Here is a 23,664-nt window from a genome sequence, read left to right as displayed (position 1 = left end):
TGGGGGAGATGGAGGGGGCTTCCTATCCTATTGGTAGGTTTATCCTACTTCCGATCCGGGTTTAACAGGGCGGTCGACGGTGATAACAGAGAGACTGCCGTCGTTGTTAACGGCGCTGAGAATCATACCTTGGCTGTCGAGGCCGCGGAGCTTACGAGCGGGGAGGTTGGCTATGAAAACCACCTGCTTCCCAAGGAGCTCCTCGGGCTTGTAGTACTTAGCGATGCCGCTCAGTATCTGGCGCTTCTCCAAACCATCGTCGATGAGGAATCGGAGTAACTTGTCGGCCTTGGGAACCTTTTCGCATTCCAACACAGTGCCCACGCGGAGATCCATCTTTGAGAACTCTTCAATGTCAACGTCTGCGCGGATGGGCGCAGCCTTGTAGTTGGCCGCTTCGTTGGCTTTCTTCGTTTCTTCGAGCTTCTTGATTTGCGCTTCCACTACTTCGTCCTCGATTTTCTCGAAGAGTAGTTCTGGCTTGTTCAGCTCATGTCCAGCAGCAAGTAGGTCGGTCTGACCGAGATTGTCCCACTTGAGGTCGGGCATATTTATCATGTTGCGAAGTTTCTCAGAGCTAAACGGCAAGAAAGGCTCGAAAGCGATGGCCAGATTAGCCACCAGCTGCAACGAAAGGTTCAGAATCGTCTCCACGCGCTTCGGATCGGTCTTGAAGACCTTCCAAGGCTCAGAGTCGGCTAAGTATTTGTTGCCGATGCGGGCTAAGTTCATCGCTTCCTTTTGTGCGTCGCGGAAGCGGAACTTCTCAAGCAGCTCTTCCACCTTTGTCTTGACGTCGCGGAACTCTGCAATGATTTCTTTGTCCTGTTCAGTGAGCTCTCCGCAAGGCGGAACTTTGCCTCCGAAGTACTTCTGTGTCAGCACAAGGGCGCGGTTGACGAAATTGCCGTAGACAGCCACGAGTTCGTTATTGTTGCGCGCCTGGAAGTCCTTCCAAGTGAAGTTGTTGTCCTTAGTCTCCGGCGCATTGGCGGTAAGTACGTAGCGAAGCACGTCTTGTTTTCCAGGGAATTCCTCCACATATTCGTGGAGCCAAACCGCCCAGTTGCGAGAGGTAGAGATCTTGTCGTCTTCCAGATTGAGAAACTCGTTGGCAGGAACGTTGTCCGGCAAAATATATGAGCCTTCAGCCTTGAGCATAGCAGGGAAAACGATGCAGTGGAATACGATGTTGTCTTTTCCGATAAAGTGGACGAGGCGCGTGTCTTGGCTCTTCCACCATTTCTCCCAGTCGTTGGGCAGCAGCTCCCGCGTGTTGGAGATGTACCCAATGGGGGCGTCGAACCAGACATACATTACTTTTCCCTCTGCGCCTTCCACTGGTACGGGGATGCCCCAGTCCAAATCGCGGGTCACGGCGCGCGGTTTCAGGCCCATATCAAACCAACTCTTACATTGGCCCACCACGTTGGAACGCCAATCGGAGTGGTCAGCAAGTATCCACTTCTCCAGCCAGGGCTGGGCTTTGTCGAGCGGCAAGTACCAATGCTTTGTTGTGCGCAATACTGGTTTTGAACCGCTGATGGTGCTGTGCGGATTGATAAGTTCGGTGGGGGAAAGATCCTTACCGCACTTCTCACACTGGTCGCCGTATGCGTCGGGATTTCCGCAGTGGGGACACTCACCTTTAATATAGCGGTCGGCCAAGAAAGTCTTTGCCTCCTCGTCGAAGTACTGTTCGCTTTCTTGCTCGATAAATTCTCCTTTTTCGTAGAGCTTTTCAAAGAATTCGGTCGCGGTCTTTGCGTGTACGTCCGAAGTAGTACGGCTATAAATACTAAAGCTTATTCCGAATTTCTCAAAAGATTCTTTGATGAGTTTATGGTAGCGGTCGCAGACATCTTGCGGAGTGACGCCTTCTTTCTTAGCACGGATGGTGATAGGTACTCCGTGTTCGTCGGAACCACAGATAAAGAGAACATCACGTCCGCGAAGGCGCAGATAGCGCACATAGATGTCGGCCGGCACATAAACTCCCGCCAAGTGTCCGATATGAACACCGCCGTTGGCATAGGGCAGAGCGGCCGTCACAAGGGTGCGCTTGAAGTCTTTCTTTTCCATATTATTTCTTTCTCTTATTATAATTCTATTTATGTGTGCAAAATTACTTCAATATGAGGAAACTATGAAAATTTTGCTTTCTTTTCTTGTCCGACACAATAAGTATTCGCTACCTTTGTAGGCGAAAGATGAGTAAAATTAACCTTCGCCGCCGTCGTATAGCCCGTCTGTTGTTGACTTTGTTCCTCACGATGCTGGCTTTCACTATGCTCCACCGCCACCCAGAGGTGAAGAGCGTAGACAGCTCCTGCGAACTCTGCATCAGCCATATTCGGCACAGTGGCCACTGGTCTGCAGAGCATTTTTCATTGCAGCCGTGCTTGCTTTGCGAGTTAGCGTCGCTGCCTTTCCTTCAGGGAGCTGCACCAGCCTTTATAGTGCCTATTGCTCTCTTTGTTTTATTCACACCTCGGTTGGACCAACGCCGCGCTCTGGGCGTTCTGTCATTTATTATCCCAAGAGCACCGCCCGTTTTCATTTAGTTTTTTCTGAATAGATACAAGGTATTTCTCATTGTGTGCGGATGTGTTTTCGCACAGATGTGTTCTGTCTTTGTGTCTCTATGAGTTGTGGATCATTGGCTTTGGGCTATCGTTCTGCATCTCAAATCTCCATCTACTTTTAATAATAAGTTTTGCAAATTGCTGGACACTTCTGCGTGTCTTGCAACAAGCTATTCATATATACAATAAATAAAAATGAAAAGATTACATATCTTATTTACATTTCTCATACTCCTGTGCGCCACTTCCTTAAGCGCGCAGAACAAGACAGCCCGTCTGGACGGCCGCGTGACAGATGGTCCCGACGGACAGCCCCTTTTTGGCGTTCGCGTTCAGCTTCCTGCACTGAAACTCTCGGCAGTAACCAATTCCGAAGGTAATTACCACTTCGAGGGTCTACCAAGTGTTCGCACACAGATTGAAGTTTCTTACGAAGGTCACCAAACTATCGTTGAGCAAATCAATCTTACTCAAAACACACACAAAGATTTCGTTCTCTTAGAGCGTGATGCTCGTCTGGGCGAAGCAGTTGTCACGGGTGTGACGGGAGAAACTCGTCTCCAGAAACTCTCTACGCCTGTAACGCTCCTTTCTAACGACAAATTGCGCGGTATTTCCTCTACCAACATCATAGATGCTTTGGCACACGAGCCAGGTATTTCACAGATCACTACGGGTAGCGGTATCTCCAAGCCAGTGATTCGCGGTTTGGGTTATAATCGCATCGTGGTTGTTAATGATGGTATTCGCCAGGAAGGACAACAGTGGGGCGACGAGCATGGTATCGAGATAGATCCGCAGAGTGTTCATTCGGTCGAGGTTCTTAAAGGTCCGGCCAGCTTGATGTACGGCTCAGATGCTTTAGCTGGCGTCGTAATTTTCCATGAAGCTCCCACATTGGCCGAAGGTACCATGCACTCCGAAGTATCTTCCGAGTACCAGAGTAATAACGGCTTGCTGAACTATTCACTCAACTTTGCCGGCAATAAGAAAGGCTTTGTCTGGAACGGACGTTTCAGTGATAAATATGCGCACGACTACAAGAACAAGTATGACGGCTATGTCTATGGTACAGGTTTCCAAGAGCGTGCGGCTTCTGTCATGCTGGGTCTTAATCGTGGTTGGGGCTACAGCCATCTGACATTCGAACGCTATCATATTATGCCCGACATTGCCGAAGGTGAGCGCGCGGCCGATGGTTCTTTCCTTCGTCCCGACGGGAAAAAAGCTACGCACAACGATTTTCTCTCTTATCGCCACGGACTTCCCTATCAGCACGTTTATCATACCAAGCTCGTCAGCGATAACTTCTTCATCTTGCCCAAAGGTACGCTCAATTTTATCTTAGGTCTTCAGCAGAACCAACGTAAAGAATACGAGGAAGTGGCTCATCCCAATGTTCCCGGCCTTTATCTCTTCTTGCAGACGCTGAACTACGATGCACGCTATACGCTGCCTGAGCTTTCGGGCTGGAAAGTTGTGACGGGCATCAATGGTATGCTCCAGCGCGAGAAGAATAAGGGCGAAGAATTCCTAATCCCCGACTATCGTCTCTTTGATTTCGGTCTCTTTGCTACTACGAGCCATGACTTCGGCCGTCTGAGTTTGAATGGTGGTCTTCGTATCGACCGCCGCCATATCAGTAGCGATGCCCTTGTTGATGATGGCGTGCAACGTTTCGAAGCTCTCCGCAAAAACTTCTTTGGCGTTTCGGGAAGTGTAGGTGCTACTTATAAGGCCAACGAACAATTCCTTCTGCGCGCCAATATAGCTCGCGGTTTCCGTGCTCCTACCATCAGCGAACTGGCTGCCAATGGTGTCCATGAAGGTTCTCTTCGCTACGAGAAGGGCAACTCTTCGCTCAAGCCCGAAACAAGTTGGCAGCTCGATATGGGTGCAGATTTCTCCTCCCCTATCGTTTCAGCTCAGCTCTCCCTCTTTGCCAACCTCCTCATTAAGAACTACGTCTATTCAGTACGTCAGCTCGATGCTCTGGGCAAACCGCTCATCAAGGACGATCACGAAGTTTATCAGCACCAGAGTGGCGACGCTCGCTTGATGGGAGGAGAATTGATGGTCGACGTTCATCCCCTCGAACAGCTCCATATCTCCAACACCTTCTCTTATGTCAATAGTGTGCAGCTCCATCAGCCCAGAGAGTCCAAGTATCTGCCTTTCACGCCCGCCCCGCGTTGGAATTTCGATGTTCGTTATGATTTTATCCGCGACGGTCGCGTGTTCAACAACGCTTATGCTGCTGTTGGTGGCGAGGTGAACCTGCGCCAGAACCATTTCTATGCTGAAGGCGGCACCGAAACTGCCACTCCGTCCTATACGCTTGTCAATCTCTCCGCTGGTACAGACATTCGCATCAACGGTCGTAAATTCGGCTCTCTCGTGCTGACGGTTCACAATCTCTTTGATCGTGCTTACCAGAACCATCTTAGTCGTCTGAAGTATGCTGATGAAAATCCCGTCACGGGACGTCGCGGCATCTTCAGTATGGGCCGTTCATTCAATATCAAGTTGAATATACCAATCGACTTCTGATATTTTTCAGAAAAGGCGAGAACCTTACGTTCTCGCCTTTTTTATTGTTCACCAAAGTCTCTGTATTTTTCTCTTCATCTGTCGCTCTCATCGTCGTCCTTGATGTGTTTTTTGCCCTCATAGGTGAGCAGTTCTTCGCGCTTGAAGCGATAGCTGAAAGAAGCCAGCGACTGACTCTCATCAAAGCAGTTGGAACGAACATCAAAGATGCCGCAGATGAGGTCATAGAGCAAGTCGTTGGTCACATATTTCTCCGCATTGCTCTGCAAGGCCTCCATGCGGCCAGGATGCAGCGAGCGATATTCCGATGAGAGGTAAGCAAAGAGCGGAATACGTGTCATCTGAAATCCGTCGAAGTTTGGCTTGCGGCGTCGCCCAGGTTCTGTGGCGTGGTCGCTGCAATACACCATGGCGCGCAGGTTGAGCCGTTGGCGCGCATAATCGAACACTTTCTCCAATACCATGTCCGTATAAGCCAGTGAGTTCTTGTAGTTCACCACATTATCCTGAACGCCCGGTTTCCCCCAGCGCGTAAATTCTTGCGGGTAGCGGTTGATGAAATTGAAGTGGCTACCAATCAGATGGAGCACAACAAAATTATTCTTCGTAGGATCTACCTCATCGAGGAAGTCGAGTAGCGACGCGTCGTACTGCACCTTCCCCACTTCCTGATGCGTCCATTTTGCCACATCTGCCGTCTCGGCCACGAGGGAAATAGGTGTGTCGAAAGTGCCCAAATGTCCTTGATTGCTATACCAATGCACGCGATAGCCCAACTTATGGGCCATGTCAACCACTGAACAGGATTCTGAAAAATCCTTATCATTGTATTGGTTAAACTCCGTCAAGGCACGTTCCAACGAAGGCACTGTTTGCATCGAACAAGAGTAGGCGTTTGGAAAGAGCACAAAATGTTCACTATCCTTTTTGCACGCACGGAGCCACGGTGTTGTGTCCTCGGGCAAGTCCTCATGAAAAGCACTCATAAAGTCGCGGCAGCCCGATTCGCCTATCACGAGCACCACCGTCCCCGGCTTCTCTGTTGGCTGTCCCAAGGCTTCCGCTTCGAGGGTGCTCACGCGCTTTTCGGTAGAGGCCGCATAGTGGCGATAGCCCTCAATGTATTCTTTCACATCTGCATAGAGCGTGGCGATTCCCGTGCGCCCAAACACGCCGTGATGGCGTTTCCAAGTGTAGACGAGTAAGAAAATCGTCAGTCCGCCCACTATCGTCAGGCGCACCCAAGCTTCCGCATTCTCCAATCGCCCAAACGCTGGTGCGGGAACGGGATATGCAAAATTAACGAAGCATACGCCCGCCACAGCCGCCACCACAGGCACAACAGCCGCTAAGTTCTGCCACCAAGCAAACGAGCGGAAAAATTCGATAATCTCATTCCTGTCCGTCTCTTGAATAGTCTTCATCCCCGTTGAGTCGATACATACCCGATAGGTCAAATAATAGATGATTTGAAACAAAGGGATAAACACCAGTACCACTTCAGCTGTCGCCACAAAGGTGCTCACCATCCTGCTGTCCGGTAAGAAAGCCGTCAGCAGAGCCAGCAGACCTGAAAGACCGCCAAAGAGATAGAGACCGAAATCTATATCCATATAGTTTTCATAATCGGGCGACGATTTGCGATGAGTGAGATGATAGAGCAGCGGATAGGTCAGCATCCACAACCCACTTATCCCCGCCACCAGCAGCAGGCTCGGAGTTGTCACCGGAACTTGCGCCACCGTCAGCGGAATACAGGCCAGCACAGCCGCTACGCCCAAGCGCCGCGTTTGCTGCCCGCGAGCGTTCCGCGCCATACCTTTGTTGCATGAGAAATACACGATATAAGCCAGCAAGAGCGCACCTGTTATCAAAAAGAAGTATTGCATGATTTCAGAGTTTGGCGCGAAGTTAAGAAGATTATATGAAAATAAAAAGCCCCCTCCATCTCCCCCATAAGGGGGAGTGCTCGGCTGCCACTTGCAGCAGGATTCTTCAACGGCTTCTTGGATTTTCGCTTTCTCAGCTTTGGTTCTCCGACCAGTCGGACCAGTCTGACCCGTCCGAGAACCAAAGCTGAGCACTCCCCCTCATGGGGGAGGTGGAGGGGGCTTAAAAATATCAACAATCTTCCTACTTTCCCCCTCCCACGAAAGCCACAAAATCCTCCACGAAAGGGAGAGAGCGACCCATCCAGCCTTCCTGCGCGCCGATACAATAAGGCTGTCGGCGGATTCCCTTATTGCATCAGCTGACAGAATAAAGAAGCCAGCCGACACAATAAGGAAACTGACGGGTAGGATAAGGCCGAAAACGAGCAGAAAAATGAGAAAAAGTGCGGTTTTTGAGGTGAAAAACCAGAAAAACCGGAAAATCTTCCCCAAAACTATCCTGCAAAATCTTTCTCTAAAGAAAAATTTTGGCAGATTCCCTCTTTTCGTGCGCTAAAATGAGAAATCGGATTGTAAAATAATCTCTTACTTTTTTGGCATAAGAAAGCAGTGCGCAACATGAGGTTTGTTGAACACTGCTTCCGTATATGTCAGTCGGGAGAATAAGGACTCAATCCAGTTGTTTCAGTCGGTCGCGCAAGAGCGGTACTCCCTTGGATGCCACCTCCTGTATCACCTCCACTTCGCGGCGTGTGGGCACGCGCACCGGCTTCGGGTCGATCAGGAAAATAGGACTGTCGGCCGGCGCATAGCGGATGAGGCCCGCTGCGGGGTAGACGTTGAGCGAACTGCCTATAACCGCAAAAATATCGGCCTGCTCCACTTCGCGTGCAGCTAAGTCGAGATTGGGCACAGCTTCGCCAAACCATACGATCCACGGGCGAAGCAGCGAACCATCTTTGGCCTTCTCGCCGTGGCGAACCTCGAGGCGGTCGGCAGTGAGGGTCTCCCAGCAGCGCGGATTATCGGGGTCGCGACTCGAACAAACGCGCATGAGTTCACCATGGAGATGGATGACGCGATGACTGCCCGCGCGCTCGTGCAGGTCGTCCACATTCTGCGTGATCACCGTTACATCGTAGTCCTGCTCCATTTCAGCCAGCACCAAGTGCCCAGCGTTGGGCTGAGCCGTGGGCAACTGCTTGCGCAGATCATTGTAGAAATCTGTCACCAAATCGGGGTCGCGCAGCCATCCCTCGGGCGTGGCCACTTGCTCCACGGGGTATTTCTCCCACAGTCCGCCTGTATCGCGGAACGTTTCAAAACCACTCTCGGCACTGATGCCCGCACCGGTCAATACAACGAGTTTCTTCTTCATAATCATAGGTCTTAAATCAGGCTCTCTCCCTCTTCTGGCAGCGCGGAAGGGCTTCATCCGTGAGCATGAAGGAGAAAAGAGTAGGTAGTTTTCGCAAAAATACCTAAAAGTGTAGGTTATTCTCCTATAGATGGCGCAAAAAAGTAGGTAGACTTATGGAAAATTGTTGTATTTTTGCGCGAAATATCAATACATATAATAAAAAAGAAAATTTAGTATGGACAAACTTAGCTATGCCCTTGGTATGGTGATTGCCGAAAACCTCAAAGGTTTGGGCGCAAACAATGTGGACACGACCGACTTTGCGAAGGCTGTTGCTGACGTTCTTGCAGGAAAGAGCACAGAACTCACGCCGATTGAAGCACAAACAACCGTTCAGGAGTTTATGCAGAAGCAGGAAGCAGAACGCAGCAAATTCATGCGCAAAGCAGGCGAGGACTTCTTGGCCGAAAACGCTAAGAAGGATGGCGTTGTGGTGTTGCCCAGCGGTTTGCAGTACACAGTGCTGACTGAAGGCACAGGTGCGCAACCAAAGGCTACGGATCAGGTGAAGTGTCACTATGAAGGCCGCTTGATAGATGAAACTGTATTCGACAGCAGCTACCAGCGCGGTGAGCCTGCCGTATTCCCCCTCAACGGCGTGATTGCCGGCTGGACGGAAGGCGTACAGCTGATGAAGGAAGGCGCAAAGTACCGCTTCTTCATCCCCTATAACCTGGCCTACGGAGAGCGCGGAGCTGGCAATTCAATTCCTCCCTACGCTGCTCTTGTTTTCGATGTTGAACTAATCAAAGTAATGTAATTCTTTATATGAAGAAGATTTTATCCTTGGCTGTTATTGCAGCAGCCACGCTCTTTGCTTCCTGCAACAACGGAAGCCCGAAAGCAAGCATGAAGAACGATGTCGACACGCTCAGCTATGAGATTGGTTTGAGCCAAACAGCGGGCATCGAGAACTATTTCCAACAGTCTGGTATCGACTCGGCTTATATCGACGACTTCCTCCGTGGTGTGAAGGACGGTGCGCTGGCTGGCGACGACAAGAAGAAGCAGGCTTACTACGCCGGCGTACAAGCTGGTGTGCAGATGAAGACCCAGATGTTCCCAGGTATTGAGCGAATGATCTTTGGCAACGATAGCACGAAGAAACTCTCTTTGCGCAACTATCTGGCTGGCTTCACGGCTGGTGTGCGCCATAAGTCTGCGCTCAAAATCAATGGTGTTGAAATCGGTCCGGAACAAGCTGGCGAAGATGCCAATAAGCGTTTCCAAACTTTGCGTTCAAAAGCCATGGAAGAACAGTATGGCCCACAGCGCAAAACTGCGCAAGATTTCATCTTGAAGATGGCTAAGCAGCCGGGTGTTAAGAAACTTGCCGACGGCGTTTATTATAAGGTTATCAAGGAAGGAACTGGCGCTGTCCCCTCCGATACTTCCGTGGTGCGCGTTCAGTATGAAGGCAAACTTCCAAATGGTCAAGTTTTCGACTCAACGGCGCGCAACAATGGCGGCAAGGCTGTACCGATGAACGTAGGCCAGTCAATCCCTGGTTTCAAGGCAGCTTTGAGCCACATGCCCGTAGGCTCTATCTGGGAAATCTATATCGCTTACGACCAGGCTTATGGCGAAGCTGGACAAGGTCCTATTCCTCCGTTCTCTCCGCTGATTTTCAAGGTACAACTTGAAGGTATCGGTCAGTAAATATAGCTACGAGGTACGATGGAGAAGATGTGCGATGCAGTAGGCTACTGTTGAGCAGTTTCTCTCTCGTACCTCGTAATTCGTTTCTTATAAATCATCCATCATTATTCAAAGAAAATGAAAATCAGAACCATATTTACCCTTGCTCTGGCAGCACTGATGGTGCCGGCAGTGGCTCAGAAGAAGAAACAACCCAAGACTGTGAAAGCAACTCAGCTTGTTCCTGCTCAACAGCTCAAACCTGTTGATGCAAAGGTCTTTTCTTATGCTTTCGGTGTGATTCAGGGCGGTAGTTTGAAGGACTATCTCATCCAGCGCGAAGGCGTTGATTCAGCATATATCAGTGATGCCGTTCGCGGTTTCAATGCCGACGGCAATTCTGTTGAGGCTAAGAAAGCTATGGCCTATGCCGCTGGTTTGAAGATTGCTAAGATGAACACAGATCGCATTATCCCAGCTATCAACAAAGAAGCTGCGGGTAAGAGCGATGCAAACTATGTGGATGCTGCAGAGTATGTACGCGGACTTTCGCAGGCTGTGTTGGGCGAGCCCACTACGCTGACCGTTGATTCAGCCCAGAAGCTCATCGAGCAGCAGGCTGCCTACACGCAGAACGTCTACAAGCAGGCCAACCAGGATTGGCTGCAGGCCAACGCAAAGAAGCCGGGAGTTGTTACAACAAAGAGCGGCTTGCAATACAAGGTGCTCGTGAAGGGTACGGGAGCTGTGCCTGCCGACACTTCTACTGTGGAGGTGAACTACGAGGGCAAGCTCATCGATGGTACTGTCTTCGACAGCAGCTACCGCCGCAACCAGCCGGCTCAGTTTAAGGCCAACCAAGTTATCAAAGGTTGGGTTGAGGCTCTCACCCACATGCCCGAGGGCAGCACTTTGGAACTTTACATCCCTGCTGAACTCGCTTACGGCTCCAATAATCAGCAGCAAATTCCGGCCAACTCTACGTTGATTTTCAAGGTGGAATTGCTCAAAGCCAATGCTTCTGCTAAACCGCGCAAATAATAGCGCATTTTTTCCTATAATAAAAGCTGGACTTCTGCTAAAGAGTCCAGCTTTTTTGTATGCTCTTCTCAACCAAGGCCTCAAAGAGCTGGAACGAGAAGAAAGAGAAGAGGCTTCTCCCCATAAGGTGAGAGAAGCCTCTGTATGAGTTACCACGAAGTGGATTTCTTGTATTTTGGATCGATGCTGGGGAAGAAGGTGAATCCCGTAAGGCGTTCCAATTCGGCAACAGAGATAACGTAGTTCATATAGTTGTCGTTGGTGGCTTTGTGGTCTATCTTGAAAGCTAAGGTCTTTGCTTCGCCCGTTGTGCGGTTGAGAGCGCAGATGGCCTTAAAGTAGTACTTCGGTATGGCTATATCGACACCTTTGTTGTCCTTCATATATGTAATTGTAGTATTTTCCGCTGTGGTCGGCATAGCTCCAGTCACCACGTAGAGGGTGTCAGTGGTGGGCATATACTTTGAGCGCAACGCAGTCTCTAATTGCTGCCACGTTCTTTGGTTCAGACCCGACAATTGCGGGGTCATGTTGGTGTAGTAGAACGTTTGGTTGTTAGATTCCTCCGTAACCAAGCGGTCGGCACTCGGTATCTGGTGACCGCGATCATAACCATGACCGAGACCTTTCTTCATGGTTGATTGTTTAGACTCAGGAAGTTTGGGATCATAGCCCCACGCGTTGGTGCGTTCGCCGTTCTTCTTCGTGTAGAAAGCGCAGAGGGGATACGCCACCCAATAGGCCATTTTCAGCGTTGTATCGTAGAGCATTTCATAGGAGCGTACTTCCTTACCGCCATAGTTGAAGCTGTGCTGAATATATTTGAGTTCTTCTTTCGCACGCTGGGTGTCGGTGATGAAAGGTACTTCCACGTAGCCGTTAACTCCCGTTGGTGGCGTGTCAGGATTGGTTGATGGATTGGAAGAACCCGTTATCGACACGTTCTTTACCTCCCATGTACCAGCAGAAGCAGAGGTGCTGGTGTAGACAAAGGCCACCTCTACGGCTTGCCCAAGGTACTTGGAGAGATCGATAGAGACTCTTTTGAACGTGTAGCTCGTGGGGTAGGTGCTGATAGTCTGCTGCTCCCACACACCGTTGTCGCCTCTGACGTAAACAAAGACTTCCTGCGTGATGTCTTGGAAATACTTCCCTGCGTGCTCGAAAGTGAGTGTAGCAGAGGTTGTGTTGAGCAGTTCGACTTTCGGAGAGATGAGCCAGCTTTCTGTAGCGTGCTTTTCACTATTGGCATAGCCCGACGCCTTCATACATGCGTATCTGCTGTCGCCTTTCCAAACCGAAGCGAAGCCTGCCGGCATCGTTTTGTTCAGCACTGAGAAATTGCCTTGTTCCCCATTCAGAGCGTTAGAATAAGGAAGAGAATAGACAGATTCATAAAAAACGGAATCGACATTGTTTGCGTTGAAGCGTACGTCCTTTCCGTTGGTCTTGCTGATAACCATTACGTCCTGCGCCTGCATGTGGCCGTAGCCTGCCATAAAGGTCAGAAGCAACAGTGTCCTGATAATTTTATTCATATTAAAAATGTTATTAGATACAAGTTGGGGAGTAAAAAATAGAACAAACAGGAGACGAGGGAGGATGGTTCTACGCTTCAGCCCAAAGGCTGCGTTTGGCATCTTGTCCCTTGTCTCCTGCTGTCGACTTATTTATTCAGTTTCCAAGTGGCACCGTCCTTGGTGTCTTTTACTTCAAATCCGTAGGCAGCAAGTTCGTCTCGAATCTGATCACTGGTGCTCCAATCCTTAGCAGCCTTGGCCTTGGCGCGAACCTCAAGAAGGAGATCGATGGCCTTACCAAAACTCTCTTCACGTGCGGCATTGCCGTCGGTTTCGGCTTTCAGACCGAGGATGTCGAAGGAGAAAGTGTGGAACACCTCTTTCAGCTTGGCCAGTGCATCGGGGGTGATGGTCTGCTTCTTATCTATGAGCTGATTCACAACGCGACAAGCGTCGAACAGGTGGCTGATAACGATCGGCGTATTAAGGTCGTCGTCCATTGCCTCATAGCATTTCGCCTCCAGCTCCTTGGCGTAGTCCAGCGTAATACTCCCGTTGGCCGTTGGCTCAATGCGCTCTAAGTTTGCAATAGTTTCCATCAAGCGGTCGAGGCCTTTCTTGCTGGCTTGGAGAGCTTCGTTGCCGAAATCAACAGTGGAGCGGTATTGCGCCTGCAAGATGAAGAAGCGTATAGTCATCGGGCTGTAAGCTTGGTCTAATTTCTCGTGTTCTCCCGTAAAGAACTCGAACAGCGTGATAAAGTTGCCCAAACTTTTCCCCATCTTCTTGCCTTCGATGGTTATCATGTTGTTGTGCATCCAGTAGTGAACCATCGGCTTCCCTTGCGAAGCCACAGCTTGCGCTATCTCGCACTCGTGGTGAGGGAACACGAGGTCCATTCCTCCTCCATGTATGTCGAACTCTGTGCCGAGGTATTTTCGGCCCATCGCCGTGCATTCACAGTGCCAACCAGGAAAACCATTGCTCCAAGGGCTGGGCCAGCGCATAATGTGCTCGGGCTGGGCTTTCTTCCAAAGGGCGAAGTCCACTTGATTACGCTTTTCGTCAGTGCCAGCCAGATCGCGACTGTGGTTAATGATGTCGTCGAGATTACGTCCCGACAACACACCGTAGTGATACTTCTGATTGTACTTTTCTACATCGAAATAGATAGAGCCATTAGCCTCGTAGGCAAAACCATTGCTCATAATCTCCTTTACAAGTTCTTCTTGCTCGATGATGTGGCCCGTGGCGTGCGGCTCAATACTGGGAGGCAACACGTTGAGTACATCCATTGCTCGATGGTAGCGGTTTGTGTAGAATTGCGCTACTTCCATCGGTTCGAGTTGTTCGAGCTTTGCTTTCTTAGCTATTTTGTCGTCACCGTCATCTGCATCGTGTTCGAGATGGCCTACGTCTGTAATGTTGCGCACATAGCGCACTTTGTAGCCCAGGTGCTTGAGATAGCGGAACAGAATATCGAAGGTGATGGCTGGACGCGCATGTCCCAAATGGGGATCGCCGTAAACGGTAGGGCCGCATACATACATACCGACACGCCCCTCATGGATAGGTTTGAATAGCTCCTTGGTACGCGTCAGCGTATTGTAGATGTAAAGTTTATGATCTGTCATATTATTTATTGTGTATATTTTGTTGCAAATTTACTTGAAAGTGTTGAAAGTCACAAGTATGTGGCGGAATGGCGCGAGGTTGCAAGCGATGAAGAGATGGCTTGCAATCTCTCTTTCGTGGCTCAAAACGAGCACTCTCTGCGCAGCGGATAGTTGCCACGAAGTTGCTCGAAAAGCATCGGATACTTCTTTAGCGACATACTGTCCACTAACGGATCGTAGCGTCTTAGTTGCTCACAGGCAGGCTGCTCGAACGGATTGTAACGATAATTGTTCGGAAGAGCAGGTGGAAGGATGTTGAATGCTATGTCCAGTCCGAAAAAATCGGCCACGGCTTGTAGCGACATCCGTGTGCCGTTCGTCTTTCCGTCGGCACTATAGCCCGCGATGTGAGGAGTAGCAAAGATGGCCTTTTCCAAGAGGCGTTGATCGATTTGTGGCTCATGTTCCCACGTATCTATAATGACCCCCCTCACGTGCTTATGGTCGATAGCCGCCAGTAGGGCTTGTTCATCCACAACTCCTCCGCGTGCAGCATTGATAATGAGTGGCTGCTTCGCCCGACAAGCGGAGAAAAAATCAGCATTGGCCAAATGATGCGTAGGATAAGGGCCGTCCGTGGTCAGCGGCGTGTGGAAAGTGACAACATCGGCCTGTTCGGCAATGGTCTTGAGCTCCACGAAACCTTCTTCGCCGGCTTCGGCGCGGAAAGGGTCGCACTGCAAAACACGACAGCCCAATCGCTCGACAGCTGCCACTACTTCTGTGCCCACGTGCCCCACACCGACCACGCCAATAGTGAGATTTCTCACCTCAAGCATTTTCTCTTGCTGCAATCTTAACAAGCAGCACGCCACATACTGCCCCACGCTCGCGGCATTGCAACCTGGGCAATTTGTCCACCGAATGCCCGCTTCGGCCAACCAAGCTGTGTCGATGTGGTCGAAGCCTATGGTGGCCGTCACAACAAGGCGAACCTTCGACCCCTCAAGCAGAGCGCGGTCGCAGCGGGTGCGCGTCCTCACTATCAGTACGTCGGCATCGCGCACATCGGTTGCCGTAATGTCGGCCCCGCATTTGTACACGGTTTCGCCCAGTTTCTCCGCCTCTCCCTTTATAAAAGGAATGGCGTTGTCAATGATAAGTTTCAATGCGATAGATGAATAACGAAATATCTACTTCTTCACCAAAGCTCCCATAGGATTACGCAGTCCTCGGCAGCCGCTGAGGAAGGCTTTAGCCGTTCCAAAATTCAGGTACATATCCAGACGGACAGGTAGGTGGTTTGCGTCGTCCGTCACATAGAACGTAACGATGCGCTTCTCCTTTCCGTCCTCCTTTTCCAGGTAGTCGAACACGAGGCAGCGGTAGGTGGTGGTGCGTCCCTCCATCTTCACGTTGTCTTTTCCTCTATATAAGAGCGTTTTCCATTCCGCGCGTTTACCCTCAGCCATAAGAAAGCTCTGGCGATGACCAGGACTATAATTTTCTGGATTAAAGGAGCGGGCACGCATCATCATGCTAAGCATGTCGAAAGCACAGTATTTCGACTGAAACTGCTTCCAATGTGCTGTTTTGTCATCTCTTTTGTAGAACATCTTTAGGTGACACTGCCCGTTGGGGTATGTGTACCACACGCGCTCTTTTCTATACTGTCCGCCCTCCTTTGCATTTTTCTCGTAGTAGAGCGGAGAGAGGTTCAAACTTGAGTAGGCCGTCAGCGTGTCGCGCATGACGAAGTATTTGTCTGCTCTTTCCGAACCGCGCGTTATGAGTCGCGTGCGATAGGCGGGATTTCCGTTGTATTGTGTCTGCGAAACGCTCCAAGTGGCATTGCCCACTTTTATCCAGATAAACTTCCAATTGAAGTAGAGATCAAAAGCGAGCGTTTCTCCGCTTTGGAAAGCTGTGTTTGAAGCGGAGCACTGCGCACGGACAAGGCCTGCAACGCTGCTCAGAACGATTGTCAGGATGAGTATTCTAAGATGTTTCATAAGTGTTAGTTATGTGTGACGAATTTCGAGAGACAAAACCGTTGTCGCTGTTAGGCCAACTTATTTGGTCTCCCGCTTTCTGTTCAAGTTTTTTTGATGTGCCGATTCGCGTTTGCTGTCGGTCTTCACTTTGGAGAGATTTGCTGGTTTCTGCTCCGTGAGCGGCAGTGCGCGAAGTGTCCAGTTTTGGTCAACATCCCAATTGGCGCGAACGGTTATCGGCGTGGGCAGATAGAAAACCTCCTCGGCCTGGCGCTGCGTTGCATACTCGCCCACGTCCCACTTACCATTGCCGTTGCTGTCCAAGAAGCAGCGAACGTAGTAGGTGCCAGGGCGGACATAGAAGAAGTCGGCGCGGTGGTTTTTCACTTTGAGTTGTCGCTCCACTTTCGTATCGCTGGAGAGCAACTGCACTATGGCCGTGCTGTCGGCATCGGGGATGGTGATGAAGAGAGAGCCTACCTCCTCGGCTGTGGCAATGCTGATGTCGAGCGTAGTAGACTTATTGACCAAGCCCGACATACCTACCACTGCGGCACTGTCTACGGCGAGCCGATACTTCTGTCCGGGTCGCCATTCTCCTATGAGTCGGAACTTCAGTAAGCTTGTGCGCTCTATGCGGAAGGGAACCGCCGTTTCGGTGCTGTCCACTTTTTGGAAGAGATGAAACTTCTGTGAGTCCACAGATAGGACGGGCTCTTCGAGGGAAAAGTTAACATTGTCGATAGGTGTGAAGGGACTCGCCGTTTGTGTGCTCATCTTGAGCGCTTCCACAGGCATACGCTCCTGTGTGTAGTCTCCGCGCTTGTGTCTCTTCTCCAGCTGCTTTTGCCAGCGGGCTTCTTTCTCCGCCCGTTCCTTATCGAGGCGAGCGTTGCTCAGTCGCGGCACCATCTCCATGGTGTCTGTCCGCTCGTAGAGCTGATGTGTTGAGTCGTTCGTGGCTTGGTAGCTGTAAAGGAAGCGGAGTGTGTCGTTGTGGGCCACATCGGGTTGCTGAATCCAATAAGTGATGGTGTCGCTGTGTGCGGAGTGGTCCTCGATGAGCGCCTTGGAGGCATCGAAGTTCAAACCGCGCACCACGGGACGTTTATCATTTGGCGCGGTGAAATAAGCCGTGAAGCGCGTAGGAATATCGCGCTGCATTTTCAGAAGGGAATGAATCACCGACGTTTCTTGAAACGCCAGCAGAACAATATCGTCGGGCGTGAAATGGGTATAATTGATGGTGCGGATAGAATCATAATGAATCGTATCGGCCCATACGGTGTCGTAGCGCACATCGGGGTAGGAGGATGGCACATAGGACTTGGTGGTGAATGCCAACTTCTCGCCACGGGTATACTTAAAGTCGCCGTCCATGTCTTGCAGGGCAAAGACGCGATATGTGCCGGGGGCAACGCCTTTGATGCTGAAGCGGCCGCGGCTGTCCGTACGCGCCACGCGCTCCAATGGGGTGTTGGTGAAAGCCGTATCGTTCAGATTCGAATGGAGGCCTACGAGGATGCCCGACACAGGGGTCAGATTGCTCGCATCAAGCACTGTGCCGCCCACTTCCATTGTGTCGACGCTTTCTCCCGTAGAGAAATAGTAGGTGAATTGCCCTAACGGATTGCCCTCTGTGGCATCTGTGATAGCATTGGAGAAATCTACCGTGTAGGTTGTATTAGGGCGGAGTTTGTCCATCAGTTCTATGCTCACCTGTCGTCCGCTGACTTTTATCTCTGGCACTTCCAGCTGTGGCGGTGATACTACCACCTTTTCGGACGCATTTTCCAGCTTCACATTCTCGCTGAATGTCAGCGTGATTTTCTTAGCTTTCTTCACGTTGCTCTCTCCTAATTGTGGCGACATTTGGAGCACACTGGGCGGGGTCTCATCATACGGGCCGCCATCGGGCCCTGAGCCTGGATTGGCGCAAGAGGCCAGTCCTGCCGCTAAGGCGAGCAGCAGGAAGAAAGGGAGGATGTTGCGCGATATATTCATACGCTTGTAGGTTCTTGTATTTGTATCTGTATGCCGACTGGTGGGATGAATCAGAGCTGCCTGAGACAATCAACACTCCAGGTCACTTGTTCAACGCTATCACTTCTTCAATGATGGCGCGGTTATTGGCCAGGCGCGGCACCTTGTGCTGCCCGCCGAGTTTGCCTCTCGAACTGAGCCAGTCGTGGAAGAGATTTGTGCGCCCCACAATGATTTCCAGAGGTTGGAGGGTGATGTCCTTGTGTCGCTTGGCTTCGTAGTCGCTGTTCACGTTTTGAAGCGTGCGGTCGAGTATGGTGGCAAACTCCCCAACATTGGTGGGCATCTTCGCAAACTCTATGACCCACTGGTGGCGGCATTTGCCCGTTTCGTCCATAAAGACCGGGGCGGCCGTGTATTCTCTCACCTGTGCGCCTGTCTGCTGGCAGGCTTCGGCCAGTCCTTGTTCGGCGTTGTCCACAATGAGTTCCTCGCCAAAGGCATTGATGAAACTTTTGGTGCGGCCAGAGATGACGAATTTGTAGGGCCTTGTCTGCGTGAAGCGCACGGTGTCGCCAATCTGGTAGCGCCACAAGCCGCAGCTCGTGGTTATGACGATGGCGTAATTGCGGTTTGTTTCCACCTCCCAAAGGGGCACAACCTGCGGCTGTTCCTTCCCGACCTCCTCCAGCGGTATGAACTCGTAGAACACACCGTAGTCGAGCATCAGCAACATAGCTGGATCGGCCAAATCGCTTTGCAAACCGAAGAAGCCCTCGGAGGCGTTGTAGGTTTCCATATATTGCATCCGCGGGTTGCGTATCAAACTGTGGTATAGCTCGCGGTAGGGCGTGAAGGCAATACCGCCGTGGAAGAACACTTCCAGATTGGGCCACACCTCGTCGAGATACTGTTTGCCGCTGAGTTCGAGGACGCGCGTGATGACACCCATCATCCACGACGGCACACCCGACAAATTCGTCACGTTCTTCCGTAGTGCCTCGCGCGCGATGAGGTCGCGCTTCTCCTCAAAGTCGCTGAGCAGTGCCACGCGCTTCTTGGGGACACGGAAAAGATTAACCACGGGATTGATGTTCTCAATCAGAATGGCGCTCAAGTCCCCAACGAGCGAGCCGGGGAGGTTATAGTTCGGCTGATGGCTACCGCCCAAGATGAGGGCGCGCCCATCAAAGAGTCGGCTCTCGGGATGGCTGTGCAGATAGAGTGCCACTGCATCAGTGCCACCTGCATAGTGCGTGTCGTGAAGTCCTGCGGAGGAAACAGGAATAAACTTCGATTTGTCATTGGTAGTACCACTCGATTTGGCATACCATTCCATACGCCCCTTCCAAAGCACATCGCGCTCACCATGGCGCATGCGGTCGATGAAGCCTTTGAGTTCCTCATAGGTGTTCACTGGAACGGTGCGAGAAAACTCCTCGTAGGAACGGATTTCGCCAAACCCATGGTCACGCCCATAAGCTGTCTGGGCCGCTTCGCGCAGCAAGCGCGCCAGCACCTTTCTTTGGATTTCTTCCGCATCTGTGGCATAGCGCGCTATCGCTTTCAAACGGTGTAGGAAAAACGGGCGCGCCAATTTTGTTATACTCATTCCGTTCTATTTTCTTGCTTTAAGAAAGCAAAGATAACCCTTACGACGGGGAATGCAAAAGCATTCCGCCCTTTTAGTAACACTTAATATTCCCCAGCCTGCACAGAGCAATAACCCCACCCTTCTTCCTCGCCCCCATCTTAGGGGAATTTAACCGTAGCTTACAGAGCGGGATGAATATCTTAGTTTTTGTCAAATGGATTCTTACTCTATTCCTCCGCCAGTGGCTCAAAATTGAGTGCGCTTCCGTATGTGAGTAGCGGAGCGTGCCTTCTGCTCGTCGATGCAATAAGGCTGTCCGTCAGCATCCTTATTGTATCGGCCGATAGCCTTATTCTGCCCACCGATAGCCTTATTTTATCGACGAGTTTCCTTGGGCTAAAAATGCATAAATCAGCTCGAAATTTTTAGTAAAAAGGAGAAACTGACAACTCCGCAGGAGAAAACGGAGAATTTTTGCGATGGCGTTGGCCAATATTTTTTGAAGGAAACGGCCGTTTCTCAAAGATGATGAAGAATGAGAGTGTAGATGCGAAATGATGAATGTAAAGAAATCGGCGATAAAATGAGCGGTTATAAATTTCTCTAAAAGCCCCCTATTGATAGCTTTCTTCTCGCGGCCAACGGAAAAGGCTGCTTCGTTTGTGCTGATGCGTGAGTTTTTCTTTGCATTTATTGTTGCTTAAAATTTATGGCTAATATGTGTAGATATGCGGAATATGTCTTACATTTGCATAATGCAATACTGTAATAGATACAATACAATTTTTTTTATTCATAAATCCAACGACTGATGAAACAGTTCAAAAAAACCTTGCTATTCCTGCTGACGCTGGCTCTCTTGCCCGCGATGCAGGTTTTTGCACAGCAAATCCCGCAGCTGCCTATTGATCCGGCAGTTCGCATGGGTGTCCTGCCCAATGGCATGACCTATTACATCCGTCACAACAATCTTCCTGAGAAGCAGGCTTTCTTCTACATCGTGCAGAAGGTGGGTTCTGTGCAGGAGGAGGAATCGCAGCGCGGTCTGGCTCACTTCTTGGAGCACATGGCCTTTGGCGGAACCACCAACTTCCCTGGTAGCGGCATCATCAACTACACGCAAAGAATCGGCGTGAAGTTTGGCGAGAACCTCAACGCCTACACCAGCACGGACGAAACGGTGTATAACATCGACAACGTACCCGTGACGCCGGCTAACCTTGACAGCTGCTTGCTCATTCTTCACGACTGGAGCCACGACTTGCTCCTCACACCGGAAGAAATCAAGAAGCAGCGCGGCATCATCCACGAAGAGTGGCGTTTGCGCTCAAGCGCCAGTCAGCGCATCTTGAACCGCAACCTCGAGAAGCTCTATCCGGGTTCACGCTACGGCAAGCGCATGCCGATTGGTTTGATGAGCGTGGTGGACAACTTTAAGCCCGAGGAGCTCAAAGCCTACTACCGCAAATGGTATCGCCCCGACTTGCAGGGCATAGTAGTGGTGGGCGACTTCGACGCTGCTGAAATGGAGGCTAAGGTTAAGAAACTCTTCTCTGACCTGCCCAACCCGAAGAACGAAGCTAAATATGAGAGCTATCCTGTGCCTGACAACAACGAACCTATCTATGTTATCGACAAGGACAAGGAACAAACCGTGGGCGTGATCGAAATCATGTTCAAAACGGAAACGATGGACCGCAATATGCGTGGCTCACAATATTTCCTGATGCAGAACTATTTCACCGCACTGGCCACTTCGGCTCTGAACCAACGTTTCAGCGAAATGACACAAAAGCCCGACTGCCCATTTGTTCAGGCAGGAGTGGACTATGGCACTTATCTGCTCTCCAAGACGTGTGACGCATTGTCCGTTTACATCGTTCCGAAGCCCGGTAAGGACGCTGAAGCTGTCAAGGCTGTTATGGCAGAAATCAAACGCGCTAACAAATTCGGTATTACAGAGACTGAGCTGATGCGCGCAGATGATGAATTCCTTAGCAACTTGGAGGCCGTTTACAACAACCGCGACAAGCAGAAGAGTAGCTACTACATCCCGCAGTACTACCGCCACTTCCTCGAGGGTAACGCTATCCCCAGCATCGAAACAGAGTATAACCTCTACAAGATGATTTCACAGCAGCTCCGCAGCTCTAAGCAGCTCTCTCCTATGGTTAGCGAGATGGTGGCTGGACTGACGGCACGTACCGACACGAACTTCGTGTTCCTCGCTATGTATCCTGAAAAGGACGGCGTTGTTGTGCCTACTGAAGCACAGATGAAGGCGGCCGTTGCAGCAGGTATGGCTGAAAATGTTACTGCCTATGTAGACAATGTGAAGAACGAACCGCTCATCACTAAACTGCCCAAGGCTGGCAGCGTGGAGAAGCAGGAGGCTGCTGACTTCGGCTACACTAAATGGACACTCTCTAACGGTGCAGTGGTCTATTTCAAGAAGACGGACTTCAACGAGAGCCAGATAATCATGAGCGCACAAAGTGCGGGTGGTTTGAACGAACTGAACATCAAGGACACCAAGACTCTTGTCAACGCACAGATGGCTGCCGACATCGTGGACGGTACGGGTCTGGGCAACTTCAAGCAGACGGAGCTGGAAAAAGCTTTGGCTGGCAAGCAAGTGAGCCTTAGCTCATCCATCAACAACGATACTGAAAGTCTCGGCGGAAGCTCTACTCCGAAGGATTTGCGTACGCTCTTCGAGATGCTCTACCTCAAGTTTACGGCTATTGGTAACGATCCCGAATCCTACAACAATACCTTGCTGAGCATGAAGACGCAGTTGGAGAACGCTGAAAAGGTTCCCGAAACGGCTTTCTCTGACTCTATTCGCACAACCATTTATGGTCACGACGCGCGCATCCGCACGACGGAACAGAAAAAGGCTGACTTCGCTCTCTATGACTATCAGACGATGCAGAAGATTTATCGTGAGCGTTTCAACAGCCCGTCTGATTTCACGTTCTTCTTTACGGGTAACATCAATGTTGATTCTCTGAAACAGTTCTGCGAACTTTATCTCGCGTCTATCCCAGCAGCTAAGAAGAAGGAAGTACGCCGCGATCCGAAGCTTGAACTTGTCAATGGTCAGGTGACCAACAAGTTTGTACGCTCTATGGAAACGCCGAAGGCTAACATCGTGATCCTCTACCACGGTAACCACCCCTACTCACTCAAAGAGGCGCAAATCATCAACGCCTTTGGTTCTGTGCTCGACGACCGCGTACTCCAGAGCGTTCGCGAAAAGGCCAGCATCGCCTACAGTACGCAGGCTGGTGCTAACGCAAGCTATGGTTTCCGCCCGCAGTATTCGGTTCAGCTCTACTGCCCTGTGAAGCCTGCCAATGTGGACCAGGCGCTTCAGCTCATGAATGAGGCTATCAAGGAGATTGCAGAAAAGGGCGTGACCGCCGAAGAACTCGACAAGGTGAAGAAGTTTGAGATTAAGGAATACCAGGAAAGCCAAAAGAATAATGGCTACTGGCAAGGTCTTATCTCTGCCAAAACTTTCTGGAACCAAGACGGCCGCACAGGCTACGAGGCTGCAGTGAACGGCGTAACAAGCCAAGACATTCAGAACTTTGCTAAAAACGTGCTTCTCAAGCAGAATAACAAGTGCACCATTATCATGATGCCGGAGAGCTTGCACGAAACTGAATAAGCAAACCTCAAATGGGTCATCAGGCCCTACATTTTTCAAAGGCCATCCAACGCAGTGTTGGGTGGCCTTTTTGTGTGGAGAGACGAGAGGGAAGAGGGATTGATGAGAAAGCCCCCTCCATCTCCCCCATGAGGGGGAGTGCTCGGCTACCACTT

At 50.6% G+C, this 23,664-nt stretch carries 15 protein-coding genes; 5 read left to right on the top strand and 10 right to left on the bottom strand.

The window, feature by feature from the left end; translation table 11 throughout:
• Positions 1-39: 39 nt before the first annotated feature.
• On the bottom strand, positions 40-2,082 hold the full coding sequence (gene metG, locus ACO4R2_RS03805; protein ID WP_484769239.1) for a methionine--tRNA ligase: 2,043 nt from the start codon (positions 2,080-2,082) through the stop codon (positions 40-42).
• A gap of 62 nt (positions 2,083-2,144) precedes the next feature.
• Positions 2,145-2,384, bottom strand: a complete 240-nt coding sequence (locus tag ACO4R2_RS03800; RefSeq protein ID WP_484769238.1) for a hypothetical protein — start codon at positions 2,382-2,384, stop codon at positions 2,145-2,147.
• A 396-nt stretch (positions 2,385-2,780) separates the two neighbouring features.
• On the opposite strand from ACO4R2_RS03800, the gene ACO4R2_RS03795 reads away from it, so the two are divergent.
• Entirely contained in the window at positions 2,781-5,135 is a 2,355-nt protein-coding gene (locus ACO4R2_RS03795) for a TonB-dependent receptor (protein WP_484769237.1), read from the top strand.
• Between the two features lie 74 nt (positions 5,136-5,209).
• Here ACO4R2_RS03795 and ACO4R2_RS03790 read toward each other — a convergent pair whose 3' ends face one another.
• Both ACO4R2_RS03790 and ACO4R2_RS03785 read right to left on the bottom strand, forming a co-directional pair.
• Entirely contained in the window at positions 5,210-7,024 is a 1,815-nt protein-coding gene (locus tag ACO4R2_RS03790; RefSeq protein WP_484769236.1) for a phosphoethanolamine transferase, read from the bottom strand.
• A 673-nt stretch (positions 7,025-7,697) separates the two neighbouring features.
• The gene (locus tag ACO4R2_RS03785) at positions 7,698-8,411 is read right to left on the bottom strand and encodes an SIR2 family NAD-dependent protein deacylase (protein ID WP_484769235.1); all 714 of its coding nucleotides are present in this window, start codon (positions 8,409-8,411) and stop codon (positions 7,698-7,700) included.
• 211 nt (positions 8,412-8,622) lie between these two features.
• Here ACO4R2_RS03785 and bamJ (ACO4R2_RS03780) point away from each other — a divergent pair, with 211 nt between their 5' ends.
• The 3 genes from bamJ (ACO4R2_RS03780) to bamJ (ACO4R2_RS03770) all read left to right on the top strand — a co-directional run bounded on the left by bamJ (ACO4R2_RS03780) (position 8,623) and on the right by bamJ (ACO4R2_RS03770) (position 11,126).
• Positions 8,623-9,207 (top strand): BamJ family beta-barrel-assembly machinery protein, encoded by a 585-nt coding sequence (bamJ, locus tag ACO4R2_RS03780; RefSeq protein ID WP_347719498.1) that lies wholly within the window; start codon positions 8,623-8,625, stop codon positions 9,205-9,207.
• A gap of 8 nt (positions 9,208-9,215) precedes the next feature.
• Complete coding sequence (gene bamJ / locus ACO4R2_RS03775) at positions 9,216-10,106, top strand: BamJ family beta-barrel-assembly machinery protein (protein WP_484769234.1); 891 nt, start codon at positions 9,216-9,218, stop codon at positions 10,104-10,106.
• Positions 10,107-10,223: 117 nt separating this feature from the next.
• Positions 10,224-11,126, top strand: a complete 903-nt coding sequence (bamJ, locus tag ACO4R2_RS03770) for a BamJ family beta-barrel-assembly machinery protein (protein WP_484769233.1) — start codon at positions 10,224-10,226, stop codon at positions 11,124-11,126.
• 149 nt (positions 11,127-11,275) lie between these two features.
• On the opposite strand, the gene ACO4R2_RS03765 is transcribed toward bamJ (ACO4R2_RS03770), so the two are convergent.
• The 6 genes from ACO4R2_RS03765 to ACO4R2_RS03740 all read right to left on the bottom strand — a co-directional run bounded on the left by ACO4R2_RS03765 (position 11,276) and on the right by ACO4R2_RS03740 (position 19,851).
• Complete coding sequence (locus ACO4R2_RS03765) at positions 11,276-12,664, bottom strand: DNA/RNA non-specific endonuclease (protein WP_484769232.1); 1,389 nt, start codon at positions 12,662-12,664, stop codon at positions 11,276-11,278.
• A gap of 128 nt (positions 12,665-12,792) precedes the next feature.
• Entirely contained in the window at positions 12,793-14,280 is a 1,488-nt protein-coding gene (gene cysS, locus ACO4R2_RS03760) for a cysteine--tRNA ligase (RefSeq protein ID WP_484769231.1), read from the bottom strand.
• Positions 14,281-14,402: 122 nt separating this feature from the next.
• Positions 14,403-15,431, bottom strand: a complete 1,029-nt coding sequence (locus ACO4R2_RS03755) for a 4-phosphoerythronate dehydrogenase (RefSeq protein ID WP_484769230.1) — start codon at positions 15,429-15,431, stop codon at positions 14,403-14,405.
• A 24-nt stretch (positions 15,432-15,455) separates the two neighbouring features.
• The gene (locus tag ACO4R2_RS03750) at positions 15,456-16,274 is read right to left on the bottom strand and encodes a DUF3108 domain-containing protein (protein WP_484769229.1); all 819 of its coding nucleotides are present in this window, start codon (positions 16,272-16,274) and stop codon (positions 15,456-15,458) included.
• Between the two features lie 60 nt (positions 16,275-16,334).
• Complete coding sequence (locus ACO4R2_RS03745; RefSeq protein ID WP_484769228.1) at positions 16,335-18,260, bottom strand: Ig-like domain-containing protein; 1,926 nt, start codon at positions 18,258-18,260, stop codon at positions 16,335-16,337.
• 82 nt (positions 18,261-18,342) lie between these two features.
• The gene (locus ACO4R2_RS03740; protein WP_484769227.1) at positions 18,343-19,851 is read right to left on the bottom strand and encodes a GH3 auxin-responsive promoter family protein; all 1,509 of its coding nucleotides are present in this window, start codon (positions 19,849-19,851) and stop codon (positions 18,343-18,345) included.
• Positions 19,852-20,644: 793 nt separating this feature from the next.
• On the opposite strand from ACO4R2_RS03740, the gene ACO4R2_RS03735 reads away from it, so the two are divergent.
• Positions 20,645-23,509, top strand: a complete 2,865-nt coding sequence (locus ACO4R2_RS03735; RefSeq protein ID WP_484769226.1) for a M16 family metallopeptidase — start codon at positions 20,645-20,647, stop codon at positions 23,507-23,509.
• Positions 23,510-23,664: the final 155 nt, after the last annotated feature.

The organism is Alloprevotella sp. (assembly GCF_057240785.1).
The sequence above is the reverse complement of the archived record's forward strand: the minus strand, read 5'-3'. Positions and strand labels throughout refer to the sequence as shown.

What these genes read in the sequence shown, in the direction of transcription:
- metG (WP_484769239.1), bottom strand. Translation starts at nt 2,082, where the DNA reads ATGGAAAAGAAAGACTTCAAGCGCACCCTTGTGACGGCCGCTCTGCCC.
- ACO4R2_RS03800 (WP_484769238.1), bottom strand. Translation starts at nt 2,384, where the DNA reads ATGCTCTGCAGACCAGTGGCCACTGTGCCGAATATGGCTGATGCAGAG.
- ACO4R2_RS03795 (WP_484769237.1), top strand. Translation starts at nt 2,781, where the DNA reads ATGAAAAGATTACATATCTTATTTACATTTCTCATACTCCTGTGCGCC.
- ACO4R2_RS03790 (WP_484769236.1), bottom strand. Translation starts at nt 7,024, where the DNA reads ATGCAATACTTCTTTTTGATAACAGGTGCGCTCTTGCTGGCTTATATC.
- ACO4R2_RS03785 (WP_484769235.1), bottom strand. Translation starts at nt 8,411, where the DNA reads ATGATTATGAAGAAGAAACTCGTTGTATTGACCGGTGCGGGCATCAGT.
- bamJ (WP_347719498.1), top strand. Translation starts at nt 8,623, where the DNA reads ATGGACAAACTTAGCTATGCCCTTGGTATGGTGATTGCCGAAAACCTC.
- bamJ (WP_484769234.1), top strand. Translation starts at nt 9,216, where the DNA reads ATGAAGAAGATTTTATCCTTGGCTGTTATTGCAGCAGCCACGCTCTTT.
- bamJ (WP_484769233.1), top strand. Translation starts at nt 10,224, where the DNA reads ATGAAAATCAGAACCATATTTACCCTTGCTCTGGCAGCACTGATGGTG.
- ACO4R2_RS03765 (WP_484769232.1), bottom strand. Translation starts at nt 12,664, where the DNA reads ATGAATAAAATTATCAGGACACTGTTGCTTCTGACCTTTATGGCAGGC.
- cysS (WP_484769231.1), bottom strand. Translation starts at nt 14,280, where the DNA reads ATGACAGATCATAAACTTTACATCTACAATACGCTGACGCGTACCAAG.
- ACO4R2_RS03750 (WP_484769229.1), bottom strand. Translation starts at nt 16,274, where the DNA reads ATGAAACATCTTAGAATACTCATCCTGACAATCGTTCTGAGCAGCGTT.
- ACO4R2_RS03745 (WP_484769228.1), bottom strand. Translation starts at nt 18,260, where the DNA reads ATGAATATATCGCGCAACATCCTCCCTTTCTTCCTGCTGCTCGCCTTA.
- ACO4R2_RS03740 (WP_484769227.1), bottom strand. Translation starts at nt 19,851, where the DNA reads ATGAGTATAACAAAATTGGCGCGCCCGTTTTTCCTACACCGTTTGAAA.
- ACO4R2_RS03735 (WP_484769226.1), top strand. Translation starts at nt 20,645, where the DNA reads ATGAAACAGTTCAAAAAAACCTTGCTATTCCTGCTGACGCTGGCTCTC.